The sequence below is a fragment of the Burkholderia sp. GbtcB21 genome (assembly GCF_019091065.1).
Classification (GTDB): Bacteria; Pseudomonadota; Gammaproteobacteria; order Burkholderiales; family Burkholderiaceae; genus Burkholderia; species Burkholderia pyrrocinia_C.
On record NZ_JAGXKA010000004.1, the window covers coordinates 420708 to 434757 of the forward strand.

Annotated in this window: 8 protein-coding genes; 5 read left to right on the forward strand and 3 right to left on the reverse strand. The window is 69.4% G+C overall.

Annotation, left to right across the window (positions count from 1 at the left end; translation table 11 throughout):
* Positions 1-87: 87 nt before the first annotated feature.
* Positions 88-1359: an NAD(P)/FAD-dependent oxidoreductase gene (locus KVT39_RS12845; protein ID WP_217589228.1), complete on the forward strand. Its 1272-nt coding sequence runs from the start codon at positions 88-90 to the stop codon at positions 1357-1359.
* Between the two features lie 43 nt (positions 1360-1402).
* Here the strand turns inward: KVT39_RS12845 and KVT39_RS12850 are convergent, their stop codons facing one another.
* Entirely contained in the window at positions 1403-6487 is a 5085-nt protein-coding gene (locus tag KVT39_RS12850; RefSeq protein WP_217589229.1) for an AAA family ATPase, read from the reverse strand.
* A gap of 353 nt (positions 6488-6840) precedes the next feature.
* On the opposite strand from KVT39_RS12850, the gene KVT39_RS12855 reads away from it, so the two are divergent.
* The 3 genes from KVT39_RS12855 to KVT39_RS12865 all read left to right on the forward strand — a co-directional run bounded on the left by KVT39_RS12855 (position 6841) and on the right by KVT39_RS12865 (position 9566).
* Positions 6841-8310: a winged helix-turn-helix domain-containing protein gene (locus tag KVT39_RS12855; protein ID WP_175747828.1), complete on the forward strand. Its 1470-nt coding sequence runs from the start codon at positions 6841-6843 to the stop codon at positions 8308-8310.
* Positions 8311-8329: 19 nt separating this feature from the next.
* The gene (locus tag KVT39_RS12860; protein ID WP_235212563.1) at positions 8330-8785 is read left to right on the forward strand and encodes a response regulator transcription factor; all 456 of its coding nucleotides are present in this window, start codon (positions 8330-8332) and stop codon (positions 8783-8785) included.
* Between the two features lie 124 nt (positions 8786-8909).
* Positions 8910-9566: a response regulator transcription factor gene (locus KVT39_RS12865; RefSeq protein WP_235212562.1), complete on the forward strand. Its 657-nt coding sequence runs from the start codon at positions 8910-8912 to the stop codon at positions 9564-9566.
* A 258-nt stretch (positions 9567-9824) separates the two neighbouring features.
* Here the strand turns inward: KVT39_RS12865 and KVT39_RS12870 are convergent, their stop codons facing one another.
* Positions 9825-11249 carry an efflux transporter outer membrane subunit gene (locus KVT39_RS12870; protein ID WP_217589233.1) on the reverse strand — a complete coding sequence of 475 codons (1425 nt, stop codon included), beginning with the start codon at positions 11247-11249 and terminating at the stop codon, positions 9825-9827.
* Positions 11246-12313 (reverse strand): HlyD family secretion protein, encoded by a 1068-nt coding sequence (locus KVT39_RS12875; RefSeq protein ID WP_051983843.1) that lies wholly within the window; start codon positions 12311-12313, stop codon positions 11246-11248. Before KVT39_RS12875 ends, KVT39_RS12870 begins: the two co-directional genes overlap by 4 nt.
* A 44-nt stretch (positions 12314-12357) precedes the next feature.
* Between KVT39_RS12875 and KVT39_RS12880 the strand changes: the two genes are divergently transcribed.
* On the forward strand, positions 12358-13938 hold the full coding sequence (locus tag KVT39_RS12880) for an MFS transporter (RefSeq protein WP_217589235.1): 1581 nt from the start codon (positions 12358-12360) through the stop codon (positions 13936-13938).
* Positions 13939-14050 lie beyond the last annotated feature (112 nt).

The following is a 14050-nucleotide window of genomic DNA, read 5'->3' on the forward strand; positions in this document are numbered from 1 at the left end:
CCCGGGCGGCAGGGGGACGTACAGTCGCAAGTGCGCCCGGCGCGAGGTCCGGGCGAGATCCGACACGACGGTCACCGGGAGGCGCTCATGACTCAGCCGCAGCATGTCAAGGTAATCGGTTTGCCGAACAGCAAGGAGGCCTATGCAATCCGCGACTTCCTGAAGCGCGGCGTGATCGAGTACGAATGGTGCGAGCTGACGTCCGACACCGATTGCGCGCGCGAGCTGGGCATCGCGCCGCTGCGCGATATCCGGCTGCCGGTCGTCATCTTCCCGGACGGCTCGCGCATCTACCAGCCGACGCTGCCGGAGATCGCCGCGAAGCTCGGCTGGGTCGCTCGGCCGCGCTTCATCGAATACGACGTATCGATTTACGGCGCCGGTCCCGCCGGCCTGTCGGCGGCCGTCTACGCCGCGTCGGAAGGGCTGCGCGCCGTCGTGATCGAACGCGATGCGATCGGCGGGCAGGCGGGAACGAGTTCGCTGATCGAGAATTACATGGGGTTTCCGGACGGCATTCCGGGCGCCGAGCTGGCCGAGCGCGCGCGCCAGCAGGCGGTGAAGTTCGGCGTCGAGCTGCTGATGATGCGCGAGGGCGTGCACGCGACGTTCGTCGACGGCAAGATTCGCGTCGACCTGGCCGACGGCTCGATCCTGACCGCGCACTCGAACATCTGCGCGACCGGGATCGAATACCGCAGTCTCGGCCTGCCCGACGAACGGAAGTTCCTCAACGCCGGCCTGTTCTACGGCGCGGGGTCGAGCGAAGCGCCGATGTGCGAAGGCAAGCACGTGTTCATCGTCGGCGGCGGCAATTCGGCGGGCCAGGCCGCGATGAACTTCGCGCGGCACGCGCGCGAAGTCACGATGATCGTCAGGGGCGCGTCGCTGGCGGCGACGCTGTCGCGCTACCTGATCGACCGGATCGAGCGCACGCCGAACGTGACGGTGCGGTACGGCTCGACCGTCGACGCGCTGCACGGCGACGGCCGGCTCGAAGCGATCGTGCTGCGTTCGGAAGACGGCGCGCGCGACGTGCTGCCGGCCACGCACCTGTTCGTCTGCATCGGCGGTGCGCCGAACACCGAATGGGCCCGGGATACGAACATCATCCGCAATCCGGGCGGCTATCTGGTGACCGGCAGCGACCTGTACGACTGCCCGGCATTCGAGCGCGTGTGGCCGCTCGAGCGCCGGCCGTACTATCTGGAAACGAGCGTGCCCGGCTCGTTCGCGGCGGGCGATGTCCGGTCGGGTTCGGTCAAGCGGGTGGCGTCGGCGGTCGGCGAAGGGGCGATGGCCGTGACGTTCGTGCACCGGTTCCTCGGCGAAGACGCGCATCGGTCGGGCGGCACCTGAGCCGCAGCGAGAAGCGGGTTGCGCGCCGTGCTTGCCCCACGGGTCAACTTGTCGTCGAAATCGGCAGCCGGAACGTCAGCACGGTGCCGCTGTCGTCGCGCGGCGCGGCGTCGAGCGTGCCGCCATGCGCTTCGACGATCGAGCGGCAGATCGCCAGGCCCATCCCCATGCCGTGCGATTTCGTCGTGAAGAACGGATCGAAGATCCGGTTCGCGATGTCGGCATCGATGCCGGCGCCGCGGTCGGCAACGGAGACGACCGCGTAAGCGTCGCCGACCTGCGACGCGATCTCGAGTTCGCGCGACGTGGCCAGTCCGTCCATCGCGTCGAGCGCGTTGGTGACCAGGTTCAGGATCACCTGCTGGATCTGCGTGCGATCCGCCATCACGCGGATGTTGCCGCAATGGAGGTCGACGCGCAGCGCGACCTGCTTCGCGTCGATTTCGGTCGCGGTGAGATGCAGCATGTCGCGAATCAGGTCGTCGATCGCGAGCGGCGCCAGCGCGGGCGGGGCCTGGCGCGCGAGCGATCGCAGCGCGCGGACGATGTCGGCGGCACGCACGCCGGACGCACGGATGTCTTCGAGGCTCGCGAGCGCTTCGCCGAGATCGGGTTGCGCGCCGCGCAGCCAGCGCATGCACGCACCGACGCTCGATACGATGCTCGTCAGCGGCTGATTGATCTCATGCGCGATCGACGCGGCCAGCTCTCCCATCACCGTCATGTGCGCGGTGCGCGCGAGCTCGGTCCGTGCGTGCCGCAGCGCGGCCTCGGTCTCGAGCCGGCGCGTGTTCTCGTCGATCAGTTCCGCGTAGAGCCGCGCGGATTCGAGCGCATTGGCCGCCTGCGGCGCGAGCACTTCCAGCATCGCGATGCGCCGCGGCGAAAACACGCCGTTGGACAAGGCATTCTCGAGATACAGCACGCCGATCAGCACACCCTGCTTCAACAGCGGCAGGCAGAACAGCGAGCGCGTCGGGTGCGCGCGCAGGCTGTCGGCGTGGTCGGGCACGCCTTCGCGCTGCGCGTTCGCGAGCACGACCGGCTTGCGGGTCCGGGCGACGGTGTTCAGGATCGACAGCGGGACATCCTGCTCGGTCGGTTCGCTGCGGGCAATATCGACGATCACGTCGCTGCCGACGGTCCGCGCGGCTGCCTCGATCGTCAGCCGGTCGTGCCGGGCGAGCAGCAGCAGGCCATAACGCGCGCCGGCATACACGATCATGTTGCGCATCAGCGTCTGGATCAGGCGCTCCAGCACGATTTCCTCGGACAGCGAATGGGCCGCGCGCATCGCCAGCGAGAAATCGAGATCTTCGCGCGCGGGCATGGGCGGGCCGCCCGGCGACGGGTCCATCACGAGGAACGGATGCTGCGCTTCCAGCGCCTGGGTCTTGCCGGCCGCGCCCCAGCGTCGGTAGCACGCATGGGCGAGCCGCAGCTGATGGCGGGCGGAGCCGGCGAGCCCGAGCGACGTGGCGTGATGCGCGGCCAGTTCGTGCGCGAGCGCCTGTTCGTGCACGAAACCGTGTTCCGCCGCGAGGCTGGCCGAGGCCTCGTACTGCTGCATCGCGACGATATGTTCGCCGCGTACGCGCGCGAATTCGGCATCGATCAGCGCGAGCTTGTTGCGGAACGTGCCCGGATTGCGTTTGCTCCACGCGGCGAAGCGGGCGCGTTGCGGCGCATGGCGTTCGAGCAGCCGCTCGGGCGGCGTGGCACCGCGGTCGCTCGCGATGCCGGCCAGCACGCCGAACAGGTGGAAGTCGGACAGCATGATGTGCGCGGGAGTGGACCACGCGCTCGATGCGGCTGCATCGAGCGACGCACGCGCCGCGTCCGCGTCGCCGAAAATGAAGGCCGCCTGGCCGGCGAGCACGTCGGTCCAGAACTGCAGCACCGACATCGGCGTTTTCGTCGACGCACGGGCACGCCAGGTGCCGACCGGCCGGTGGCAGCCGAACTGCAGCGCGTCGACGAATTCCGACTGGGTGGAAACGAGGTCGACGATGTCGTCGTAGCGTGCACCGCGTGCGATCTGCAGCAGCGGATCGATTTCGTCGCGGATCGTCGGCAGCGCTTCGCCCATCGCGAGCAGATCGCTGACGATGTGGTTGCAGCTGTAGCACATCCAGCGCAGCTCGGCGCTCGCATTGCCCGCCGCTTTCGCATCGCGCGCGCGCTCGAGCGCGTACGACAGCGGCTGGGTCCAGACGCTCACCTGGTCGAGCGCGATCAGCGCCGCGGAGCGGTAGCGCTCGAAGCCGTGGCGATCGACCAGCGCGAGCGCGACCTTCGCGAATTCGAGGCCGTCCTCATACGCGTCGTGATGCTCGGCAATGCTGACGCCGTACCACGCGAGCCCCTGCACCGACGCGGCGGTGACGCCGTGGCGCAGTGTCAGCCGGACCATCGTCGCGAGGTGCAGCAACATCAGCCCGCCGCTCGGATAGAACATCGCGGCCTCGAGCGCGGTCAGCAGCGCCATCGCGGCTTCGACGCGCGTGTCGGTCATCACGGGCAGGTCGACGAGGTCGCGGATGGCGCGGCCATCGAGCGCATCGCGCACGGCGTCGCAGGCCGCCGCGAGATCGGCCTCGGCCGGCTCGGCCGGCAGTTCCACGCCGAGCAGCGCCAGCCCGGCCAGCGCGACGTCGACGGCCTGCCGGTAGTGCGACTCCACCGTGAGCTGTGCGGCCTTCAGCCGGTGGGCCTCGGCGCGATCGGCCGGCGTGCGCGTCCGCGCCATGAGCTCGTCGATCGCGTCGGATGCTTGCGCGGTTTCGCCGGTCGCGAGCAGCAGGCCGCTGCGCAGGATGCCGATCCGGCTCGCGAGATCGTAGTGTTGCGACCATGCGTGGGGGCCGAGCAGCGCTTGCGCGGTCGCGAGAAACGACAACGCGCGATCGCGCGCGGCGACGATCGCCGCGGCCTCGGCCGCCGCGGCCAGCGCATCCGCGAATTCGAGTGCGAGCGCGTCGTCGAGCGGCGCGGTTTTCGCCTGCTCGATCTGGGCGGCGAGTTCCAGCAGGGATTCGGTCGATCGCGCGTCCGCGCGCGTGAGCATCGCGGCGGCGATCCGCGCGTGGCGCAGCGCGCGCTCCGCCGGCCCGGTGACCGCGTAGACGGCCTCGAGGATGCGGTCGTGAACGAAGCGCCAGCGGTTTCCGGAGAGCGATACGAGGCCCGCCTGGCGCGCGGGGTCAAGCCAGAAGCGGAGTTCGGCCCAGGTCTTGCCGGCGGCGGCGCACAACAGCGCATCGTCGGCATCGCTGCCGACACAGGCCAGCAGCGACAGCAGCGTTCTCGATTCATGCGGCAGCCGCTGCATCCGGATCTCGAGCAGGCTCACGACATTCTCGGTCGGGCGGCGCGCGTCGATGCCGGCCGCATCCCATTGCCACGTTTGTCGCGCCGGGTCATAGCCGAGGAGCCGCTCGTCGATCAGCGTGCGCAGCAACTGCTGGATATGGAACGGGTTGCCGCCGGTCCTGCGGTGCACGATGTCGCCGAGCCCGGACAGCCGGTCCGGCGGCTCCCCGAGCATGCCGGCCAGCATGCGCGTCACGTCGGGTGCGGCGAGCGGCGCCAGCGTCAGGGTCGACAGACGGGTGGGGTCGAGCTGCCGCAGGAAGCGGCGGAATGCCGGCGGGTGGTCGTGCTGCGGCCCGCTTCGATAACCGGCAACGACGCAGATATTGGCCGGTGGATCGGCCGCGATCGACGCGAGCAACGCGAGTGTCGCGTCGTCGGCCCACTGGATGTCGTCCAGCGCGATGACGAGCGGTTCGGCCGGCGTCGCGAACGCACGGAACGCATTCACGACGATCTGGCATAGATGAAATTCCGGAATCGCATCGGTATGGTCGAACGCGACGGGCTCGACATCGAGCAGCCACGCGATCTCCGGGAAGATGCCGGACAGCAGGTTGGCCTGACGGCCCACGCAGTCGCGCAGCCGCGCGGCGATCGCCGCGATTTCGTCGTCGCGCCTGGCCAGCGCGCTGCCGAACAGCGTGCGCAACGCCTGCAGCACGGGCGCGTAGGGCCGTGCGGGCTGGAACTGATCGATCTTGGCCGACGTGCACCAGGCCGTGCGCGACGCCGCTCGCGCATCGCGCATGAAGTGCTCGGCCAGCGCGGTCTTGCCGACGCCGGCCGGCCCGTCGATCAGCACGATGGCCGTCTCGCCGGTTTGCGATACGGCCGCCAGCACCTCCTCGAGCCCGCGGGATTCGGCTTCGCGGCCCACCAGCAGGTCGGGCGCGTGCAACCCGGCGAGCGGATCGCGGCCGCCGAGCGCGAATGGCTCGACGCGGCCTGCCGCCAGCCAGTCGCGCCGGATCCGTTCGAGATCGTGCTGCACCGCTTCGCAGGACGGGTAGCGATCGGCGGGCTCCTTGGCGATCAGTTTCAGGATCAGGTCGTTCAGGATGGCAGGCAGGTCGTCGCGAAAGGCCGTGGCCGGCGCCGGCTGCATTGCCACGTGCGCGTGGACCCATTCGGGCGTCGACGTGGCCTTGTAGGGCATCGCGCCCGTCAGCAGGCGGAACAGCGTGATGCCGAACGCGTACAGGTCGGCGCGCTCGTCGACGCATGCGCCTTCCGATACTTCGGGCGCCGCGTACGCGGCGAATTCCGTGCGCATCGTGCCCGCCGCGGCGCGTTCCGTCCGACGGTTCCACGCATGGGCGAACGAGCGGAGCATGACCGTACCGTCCGGCGCGATGGCGAAACTGGCCGGTTGCAGATCGCCATGCAGCCAGCCGCGCCGATGAAGCTCCCCGAGCGTGCGCGTGGCCTGGATCGCGGCGTCGAGAAAGGCGCCGAGCGGCAGCCGTCCGTCCGCCAGCGTGTCGAACCCTCGCACGTCCGGGCGAGGATAGACGAGCACCGGGCCGTCCGCGGCGCGGATCAGCGCAACCGGCATGAGCGCCCACGCCGGTTCCAGCGCTTCGTTCAATGCGTATTCGTGCTCGAAGTGCCGGCAGCGCTGGTCGGATTCCCACCCGGTCTGGCATGCGGACCACACGCGCCCCGTCATGGTGTCGGTCAGGTCGAACCACAGCACGTCGCCCGAGCGGACCGCATTCGATACGCGGGCGCGCGCCAGCCAGTCGGCATTCATTCGCTTCGTGTCGTCGGGGGCGTGCAAGGGTTGGTTCACGGTCGGGGCAGGCTGGGTGGAGCAGGGCGAAAACGGTTCGTAAAACGGGGCCGGCCGGGCTGGGTTGCGCAGGCTCGGGCGGCGGCTCGTGCATTGTCCGCCAGCCTGCGGGAATTTGCAGTACCCCCTTCAGCCCCCGGCGACCGGGCCGGCCGGCGCCGGACTAAACCTATGGATAGTGGTCGGCGCGCCTGTCGCGCCCTACGATGCGTTCAAGCCTCCCAGCATGCATCGATGCGGCCGGACGGGCGGAACAGAGGGCGTCGCCTCGCGAGGCGGCGCAAGGTGAGGAGCAGCATAAGCGAGTGCGGATCATGTACACGTTCGGGCGGGTGACGGTTTCCCTTGAATGCCGCGAAGTCTGCGTCGACGGGCAGCCCCGGTATATCGGCGCCCGGGCATTCGAGATTCTCGAGCTGCTGGTGAAGGCGGCCGGCAGGCTCGTGTCGAAGGACGAGATCATGCAGGCCGTGTGGCCTGACACGATCGTGGTCGAGAACAACATCCAGGTGCACATCTCGACGCTGCGCAAGCTGTTCGGCGGCAAGCACGGCTGGATACGGACCGAATCGGGCCGCGGTTATCGTCTCGCTCCGCCGGTCGACCCGGACCACGCCGACCGCCTGCCGGCCGGGTTCGAGCCGGCTGGCGGCGTCCGCGCGGGCGCGGTGCCGCGCAAATGTCCGCTGATCGGCCGGGAGCAGGAGGCGGCCGAACTGCACGCGCTGCTCGAGCGCGAGGCGCTCGTCACGCTGGTCGGCCCCGGCGGCGTCGGCAAGACGCATCTCGCGCTGGAGGTCGCCACGACCTGGGCGGCGGTGCGCGGCATCGAGATGGTCCGGATCGATCTGGCCGGCTGGCAGCGCGACGCGACGCTGGAATCGGCGGTGCTGGACGCGCTCGACCTGCCGGGCAGCCCTGCCGCCGAACCTGCCGATGTCGTGCGCGCGATCGGCGAGCAGCGCGTGATGCTGGTGCTCGACAATGCCGAGCAGCACGTCGACGATCTGGCGGACCTCTGCGAAGCGATCGCGGACGCGAATGCCGGCGCGACACTCGTCGTGACGAGCCGCGAACCTTTGCGTGTCGCCGGCGAACGCGTTTATCGCGTCGGCCCGCTGCCGGTGCCGCCGGCCGGCGCGAACGACGGCGAGATCGTCGCGAGCGGTGCCGTCCGCATGTTTCTGGCGCGGGCTCGCGCGATGGGCACCGACATTCCGGCGGACACGAACACGCTGAACGCGATCGCGACCATCTGCCGCCGCCTGAGCGGCCTGCCGCTCGCGCTCGAACTCGGCGCGGCCCGGGTCGCGTCGCTCGGCATCCAGGGGCTGGCGGCCGATCTCGACAAGTCCGTCCTGTCGCTGTCCGGCGGCCTGCGCACCGCGCATCCCCGCCAGCAGACCCTCAGGGCCACCATCGACTGGAGCTACCGGCTGCTCGACGACACGGAGCGCACCGTGCTGTGCCGCCTCGCGGTGTTTCCGGATGCATTCCGGCTCGACGCGGCCTGCGCGCTTGCCGCGTGCGACGAACTGGGTGCCGAAGAGGTGCTCGACTGCCTGGTCGGCCTTGCGTCGAAATCGCTGCTGGTCGTTCATTCGGTCGGACTCTCGAAGCGTTACTCGTTCCTCGAGGTCGTGCGCGCGTATGCGCTCGAGAAACTGGCGGAGTCGGGCGAAGCCGGGCGCCTCCATGCCCGGTGTGCGTCCTTTGCTACCGAAGCGCAGCCGGCACCGGCCGCGCCCGCCCAACCGGTGCTGGCCGCGGGGCCGTGGGCCTGAAACACCGGTTGCGCGGGCGTTGCGCGAAGCGGCGATGCCCGTCGGCGCAGCGCAAGCCGGGTCGCGATGTTCTGGATTGACAAAATTCTCGGGTTCTCATTTCATGGCCATTGTGTGCATCATCGATGACGATGCGTCGGTCCGTAAGAGTCTTGCCAGCTTGCTGAAATCGGCCGGGCATACCGCATTGCCGTTCGCGTCGGGCGAGGAATTCCTCGCGGCCGGCCCGCTGGACGGCGCGGCTTGCGTGCTGGTCGATCTGAAGATGAAGGGTATGAGCGGTCTCGACGTTCAGCGCCTGCTGGCTCAGCGCAACGCGACGATTCCGGTCATCGTCATGTCGGCGCACGGCGACGGCGAGTCGGTGCGCCGCGCGCTCGAGCAAGGCGCGGTCGCGTTCCTGCGCAAGCCGTTTCCATCCGACGATATGCTCGATCTGATCGATCAGATCGCATCCGGCGCGCCGCCCGCGTGAGCGGCGGCCCGTCGATCGGCCGCGCCGTGTGAGGCGTGGCGGTTCCGCTCGGCTTTTTCTTAGTTTATCATTCGATAATGAAGCGGATGCGTACACAGGGAATGCAATGGCGAGCACGCCGGAAATGACGTCGACCGGTAACCGGGGCGCGGGCGATCCCGCGCCGATCGTCTATGTGGTCGACGACGACGAAACGCTGCGGCGCGCGTTGAGCGCACTGTTGCGCTCGGCGGGGTTTCGCGTCGAGACGTTCGCGTCGTCGCGGGCGTTTCTCGCGTTCGAGCGGCCCGACGTGCCGTGCTGCCTGATCCTCGACGTGCGTCTTGTCGACGAGAGCGGGCTGGCCCTTCAGGAGGAAGCGGTGCGTGCGGGCCTGAACGTGCCGATCCTGTTCATGACCGGTTACGGCGACGTGGCCACGACGGTCAAGGCGATGAAGGGCGGCGCGCTCGACTTCCTGACGAAGCCGTTCGACGACGAAGCGATGCTCGATGCCGTCGGCCGCGCACTGGCCCGCGACGGCGAGCGCCGCGCGCGCGAGCGCGTGCTGGACGCGGTGCGCCAGGCCTACGCGTCGTTGACGCCGCGCGAACGCGAAGTGATGAGCCAGGTGGTCGCGGGCCTGATGAACAAGCAGATCGCGGCGAATCTAGGCCTGCAGGAAATCACGGTGAAGGTGCACCGGGCCCAGGTGATGAAGAAGATGCAGGTCCGCACGCTGCCGGATCTCGTGCGGCAAGCCGAAGCGCTGGGCGTGCGCCCGGCCGGCGCACGCGACTGAGCGAGCGTGCCGGGTTGTTCGACGTAACGGCGCCGGCTGCGGCTTCGGCGCGATATCGCGGGCTCGCGTAAACGCCCAGCGGGATGCGCCCGACGCGCCGTTTTCAGGCGATCCATGACAGGTCTCGCTTCGGTGGATTCTGGCACGACCAGTCCATACGACACTCCGGCACCGGGCAACGCAAAAAACGTTAGGTAAGCTCACGATAGATATGAAGATACGCGAGGCCGTTCGAGCGGAAACGGACGGCGCGTTTTTTCAGAATCGATCAGCGTGTTTCGCGTCGCTCGCCGGTGTCGACGCAGGCGGCGCCCACCCGCCGCCCAGCGCACGCACGAGATTGACCGTCGCGATCGCGAGTGCCTGGCGGCTATGAATCAGCTGGCGTCGCGCATTCAGCGCGTCCCGGTCCGCGTCGATGACCTCGAGATAACTGACGTAGCCGTGCCCGTAACGGCTCAGCGACAACCGCGCCGCCGCTTCGGTGGCGCGCGCCGCGCTGTCGTAGCGCACGATCCGCTCTTTCTGCGCGGCGATGTCGTTGAGTGCGTCCTGAACCTCGCGCAGCGCGCCCAGCGCGGTCGCGCGATAGTTCGCGTCGGCGAGTTCCGCGCCTGCCTTCGCGGCGGCCACCGCGGCCTCGCGCTTGCCGCCGTCGAATACCGTTTCGGCCACGCTCGCGCCGAGGCCCCACAACGAACTGTTGCGATCGAGAAACGTGCCGAGGTCGCGGCTGGCGAACCCGCCCTGGGCGGTCAGCGTCAAGGTCGGAAGCCACGCGGTGCGGGCGACGCCGATTTCGAGCGATGCCGCGTCGACGCGGCGCGCCGCCGCATAGACGTCCGGCCGTTGCGCGAGCAGCGCGGACGGCAGGCCGGGCGGCACCGCCGGCACGCGGATGGCGGACGCGGTCGGCGCGACCGAGAACGCGGTCGGCGAGACGCCGGTCAGCACGGCGAGCGCGTCGGCGAGGTTTTCGCGCAGCCGCCGGCTGTCCGCGAGATCGGCGCGAGCCGTATCGAGATCGGCCGCCGCGCGCAGCGCATCGAGATCGCTTGCCGCGCCGGCCCGCACGCGTGCGGCGATCACGTCGAGTGCGGTGCGTCGCAGTTCGATCGCGCGGGCGAGCGTCGCGAGATCCTGCTCGACGAAATGGAGCGTTAGATAGTCGCTTGCAACGTCGGTCGCGACGCGCAGGCGAACGGCCGCGCGATCCGCGTCTGCCTGCAGCACGTTCTGCCGGCCGATCTCCGCATTGCCGCGCAGGCGCCCCCACAGATCGACTTCATAGCCGGCGTTGAACGGCACCGACCAGTTGTGCATCGTGCGTTTCGGCAACGCGTTGTCGACCGTGCCGGATACGCGCGAGCGGCTGAACGACGGATCGACGCCGACGGTCGGCGCCAGCGCGGCTTCGCGCACGCCGAGCAGCGCCTGCGCCTGGTCGACGCGCGCCGCGGCGGCGCGGATGTCGTGGTTGCCGGCGAGCGCGGCATCGACGAGCGCGACGAGCGGCGGGTCGCCGAACGATGCGGGCCATTCGACGAGCGACGGTGCGGGTTCGTCGGGCGCATCAGCATGACGGAACCGGTCGGCTCCGACCGCGACGGGGGCGAGCGGCTGCGGCGCGATCGTGCACGCGCTCAGCAGGCCGGCGGCGAGCAGGGCGGCGATGCGGGTCATGGCTGCGTGCGGCCGCGTTGCAGCGAGACGACGACCGACAGGCCGGGCCGAATGCGCGGTTCGGCCGAGGCCGGGCCGTCCAGCAGGATCTTGACCGGCACCCGCTGCGTCACTTTCGTGAAATTGCCGGTCGCGTTGTCGGGCGGCAACAGCGAGAATTGCCCGCCCGTCGCGGGCGACAGGCTGTCGACGTGCCCGCTGAAGGTCCGGTCCGGCAGCGCGTCGAAGCGCAACTGCACGACGTCGCCGGCGCGAACGTGCCGGAGCTGGGTTTCGCGGAAGTTCGCGACCACCCACGGGTGCGGTTCGACGAGCGTGAGCAGGGCCTGGCCGGGCGCGACATGCTCGCCGGTCTCGACGGTCTTCTTGCCGACGTAGCCGTCCGACGGCGCCACGACGGTCGTGTACTGGCGCTGAAGCTCCGCATCGCGCAGCTCGGCGTCGTTCTGGTTCGACACGGCATCGGCGGCCTGCTGCGCGGCCTGCGCGCTGCGCCGCTGCGCTTCGGCCGCCTCGATGCGTGCGCGGGCGGACTTGCGCGCCGCGTTGGCGGCATCGAATTCCTGCTGCGACAGCCCGCGCGGGGTTTCGCGGGTCAGTTCGCGTGCCCGTGCGTAGTCGAGCTCGGCCTTCTCGGCGTCGGCATGCGCCGACACGAGCGTCGCTTCCGCTTGCTCGACCAGCGCCTTCGCGCGGCTCGCATCGGAGCGCGCCTGCGCGACGCGGGCCCGCTGCAGCGCGACGCGCACGTCGAAATCGCGCGGGTCGAGCCGCACGAGCGGGGCGCCCGCGTGCACGAACTGGTTGTCGTTCACCAGCACGCGCTCGACCGTGCCGGCCACGCGTGGCGAGATCACGTGCAGGTGGCCCGTCACGTACGCGTCGTCGGTGCCGCGATCATGCGCGTCGAATTCATAGACCAGCAGCGCGACGAGCAACAGCGCGCATCCGGCGATCGATACGATCGGCCATTTGCGCGAGCGCGCGGCGGAAGTGGGCGGCGTGTCCGGCGAGTTCGTGCTCACGATCGGGATACTCCATCGAAAAAACAGGGTTTGTCGCATCGCGCTATGCTTGCGCGAGCTTTTTGTGCGGGAGCCGCTCGACGATGAACACCACGTTCGCCCCCGGTGGCGCGACACCGGGGCCGGCCGCAGCGCCGGCCTCCGACATACCGACGTTTCGTTCGATCGCCGCGATCGCGGCCGTGCTGCTCGGCGCGATCATCGCGACCTTGACGTCGCGCATCACGTCGCTCGGGCTCGCCGACATACGCGGTGCGCTCGGCGTCGGGTTCGACGAGGGCGCATGGATCAACACCGCGTTCATCGCGTCGCAGATGTTCGTCGGGCCGCTCGCGATCGCGGCGGCCTTCGTGTTCGGCACGCGTCGCGTGCTGCTGGCGGGCGCCGCGGTATTTCTGGTCGTCGAAAGCGTGCTGCCGCTGTGCACGAACTTCGGCACGTTCATCGTGTTCCAGAGCCTGGCCGGTTTCGCGTCCGGCGTGTTCGTGCCGCTGACCGTCGGGTTCGTCGTCCGCACGCTGCCGCCGCGGCTGATTCCGTTCGGCATCGCCGCATATGCGATGAACCTCGAGATGTCGCTCAACCTGTCGGCGACGCTCGAAGGGTGGTACAGCGAACACCTGAGCTGGCGCTGGCTGTTCTGGCAGAACGCATTGCTGACCGTGCCGTTCATCGTCTGCCTGATGCTGTCGCTGTCCACCGAGCCGATCAAGCGCATCGCGTCCGGTATCGATACGCGCGGCATGCTGCTCGGCGCCGGCGGGTTCGCGTGCCTGTGCATCGCGCTCGATCAGGGCGAGCGGCTGTTCTGGTTCCAGTCGCCGCTGATCGTCGCGCTGCTGTGCATCGGCATCGTGATGGTGGCCGCGTTCCTGATCCACGAACTGACGTCGCGACGGGCCGGGCTCGATCTCGGCTACCTCGCGCTGCCCAACGTCGCGCTGCTGATCCTGCTCGTCGGCCTCGTGCGCTTTACCGTGCTCAACACGAGCTTCATTCCGTCGGCGTTTCTCGCGAGCACCTACGGGCTTCGCCCGCTGCAGATCGGCGATACGCTGCGCTGGATCGCGATGCCGCAGCTGCTGTTCGCGCCGTGCGTGGCGTGGCTGCTGCAACGCGTCGATCCACGCCGGCTGATCGTGGCCGGCTTCGCGATGGTGGCGGTCGCGTTCGCGCTCGGCGCGCGCCTCACGCCCGTCTGGGCCGAACCCGACTTCATCCCGTCGCAGCTGCTGCAGGCGTTGGGTCAGACGATGGCGCTCACGTCGGTCGTGTTCTTTTTCGGCAAGCACGCGACGGCCGAGCATGTACTGACGTTCGGCGCCGTCGTGCAGACGACGCGCCTGCTGAGCGGGCAGCTCGGCACGACGTCGATTGCGGTGGTCCAGCGCATCATGGAGGCTACCCATTCGAATCTCGTCGGTCTGCATGTCACGCTGTCGGATCCGCAAACGCTGGAGCGCCTGCGGGCCGGCGCGGCGTCGCTCGTATCGCACGGCGCGACCTTTGCGACCGGCGACCAGGCGGCTTATGCGCTGCTCGACCGGGCGGTCCGCATCCAGGCGACCACGCTCGCGCTGGCCGACAATTTTCGTGTCGCGACGGCTTTCGCGGTCGCGGGGGTGTTGATCGGCTTGCTGCTCAGGCCGGCGCGTGCGCCGTGAGTGCCCGACGCCGGATCGGCGGATATGCCGCATCGACGATGCTGGCGATCGCGCCCGCCGCAACGCAATGGCGGCGACCTGAAAAATCCTGAAACGTGCTGAAGGGCGCGCC

Excerpts from the sequence above, each read along its gene's own strand:
- KVT39_RS12850 (WP_217589229.1), bottom strand. The coding sequence starts at position 6,487 with ATGAATGCCGACTGGCTGGCGCGCGCCCGCGTATCGAATGCGGTCCGC.
- KVT39_RS12875 (WP_051983843.1), bottom strand. The coding sequence starts at position 12,313 with ATGCGACAAACCCTGTTTTTTCGATGGAGTATCCCGATCGTGAGCACG.
- KVT39_RS12870 (WP_217589233.1), bottom strand. The coding sequence starts at position 11,249 with ATGACCCGCATCGCCGCCCTGCTCGCCGCCGGCCTGCTGAGCGCGTGC.
- KVT39_RS12865 (WP_235212562.1), top strand. The coding sequence starts at position 8,910 with ATGACGTCGACCGGTAACCGGGGCGCGGGCGATCCCGCGCCGATCGTC.
- KVT39_RS12880 (WP_217589235.1), top strand. The coding sequence starts at position 12,358 with ATGAACACCACGTTCGCCCCCGGTGGCGCGACACCGGGGCCGGCCGCA.
- KVT39_RS12845 (WP_217589228.1), top strand. The coding sequence starts at position 88 with ATGACTCAGCCGCAGCATGTCAAGGTAATCGGTTTGCCGAACAGCAAG.
- KVT39_RS12855 (WP_175747828.1), top strand. The coding sequence starts at position 6,841 with ATGTACACGTTCGGGCGGGTGACGGTTTCCCTTGAATGCCGCGAAGTC.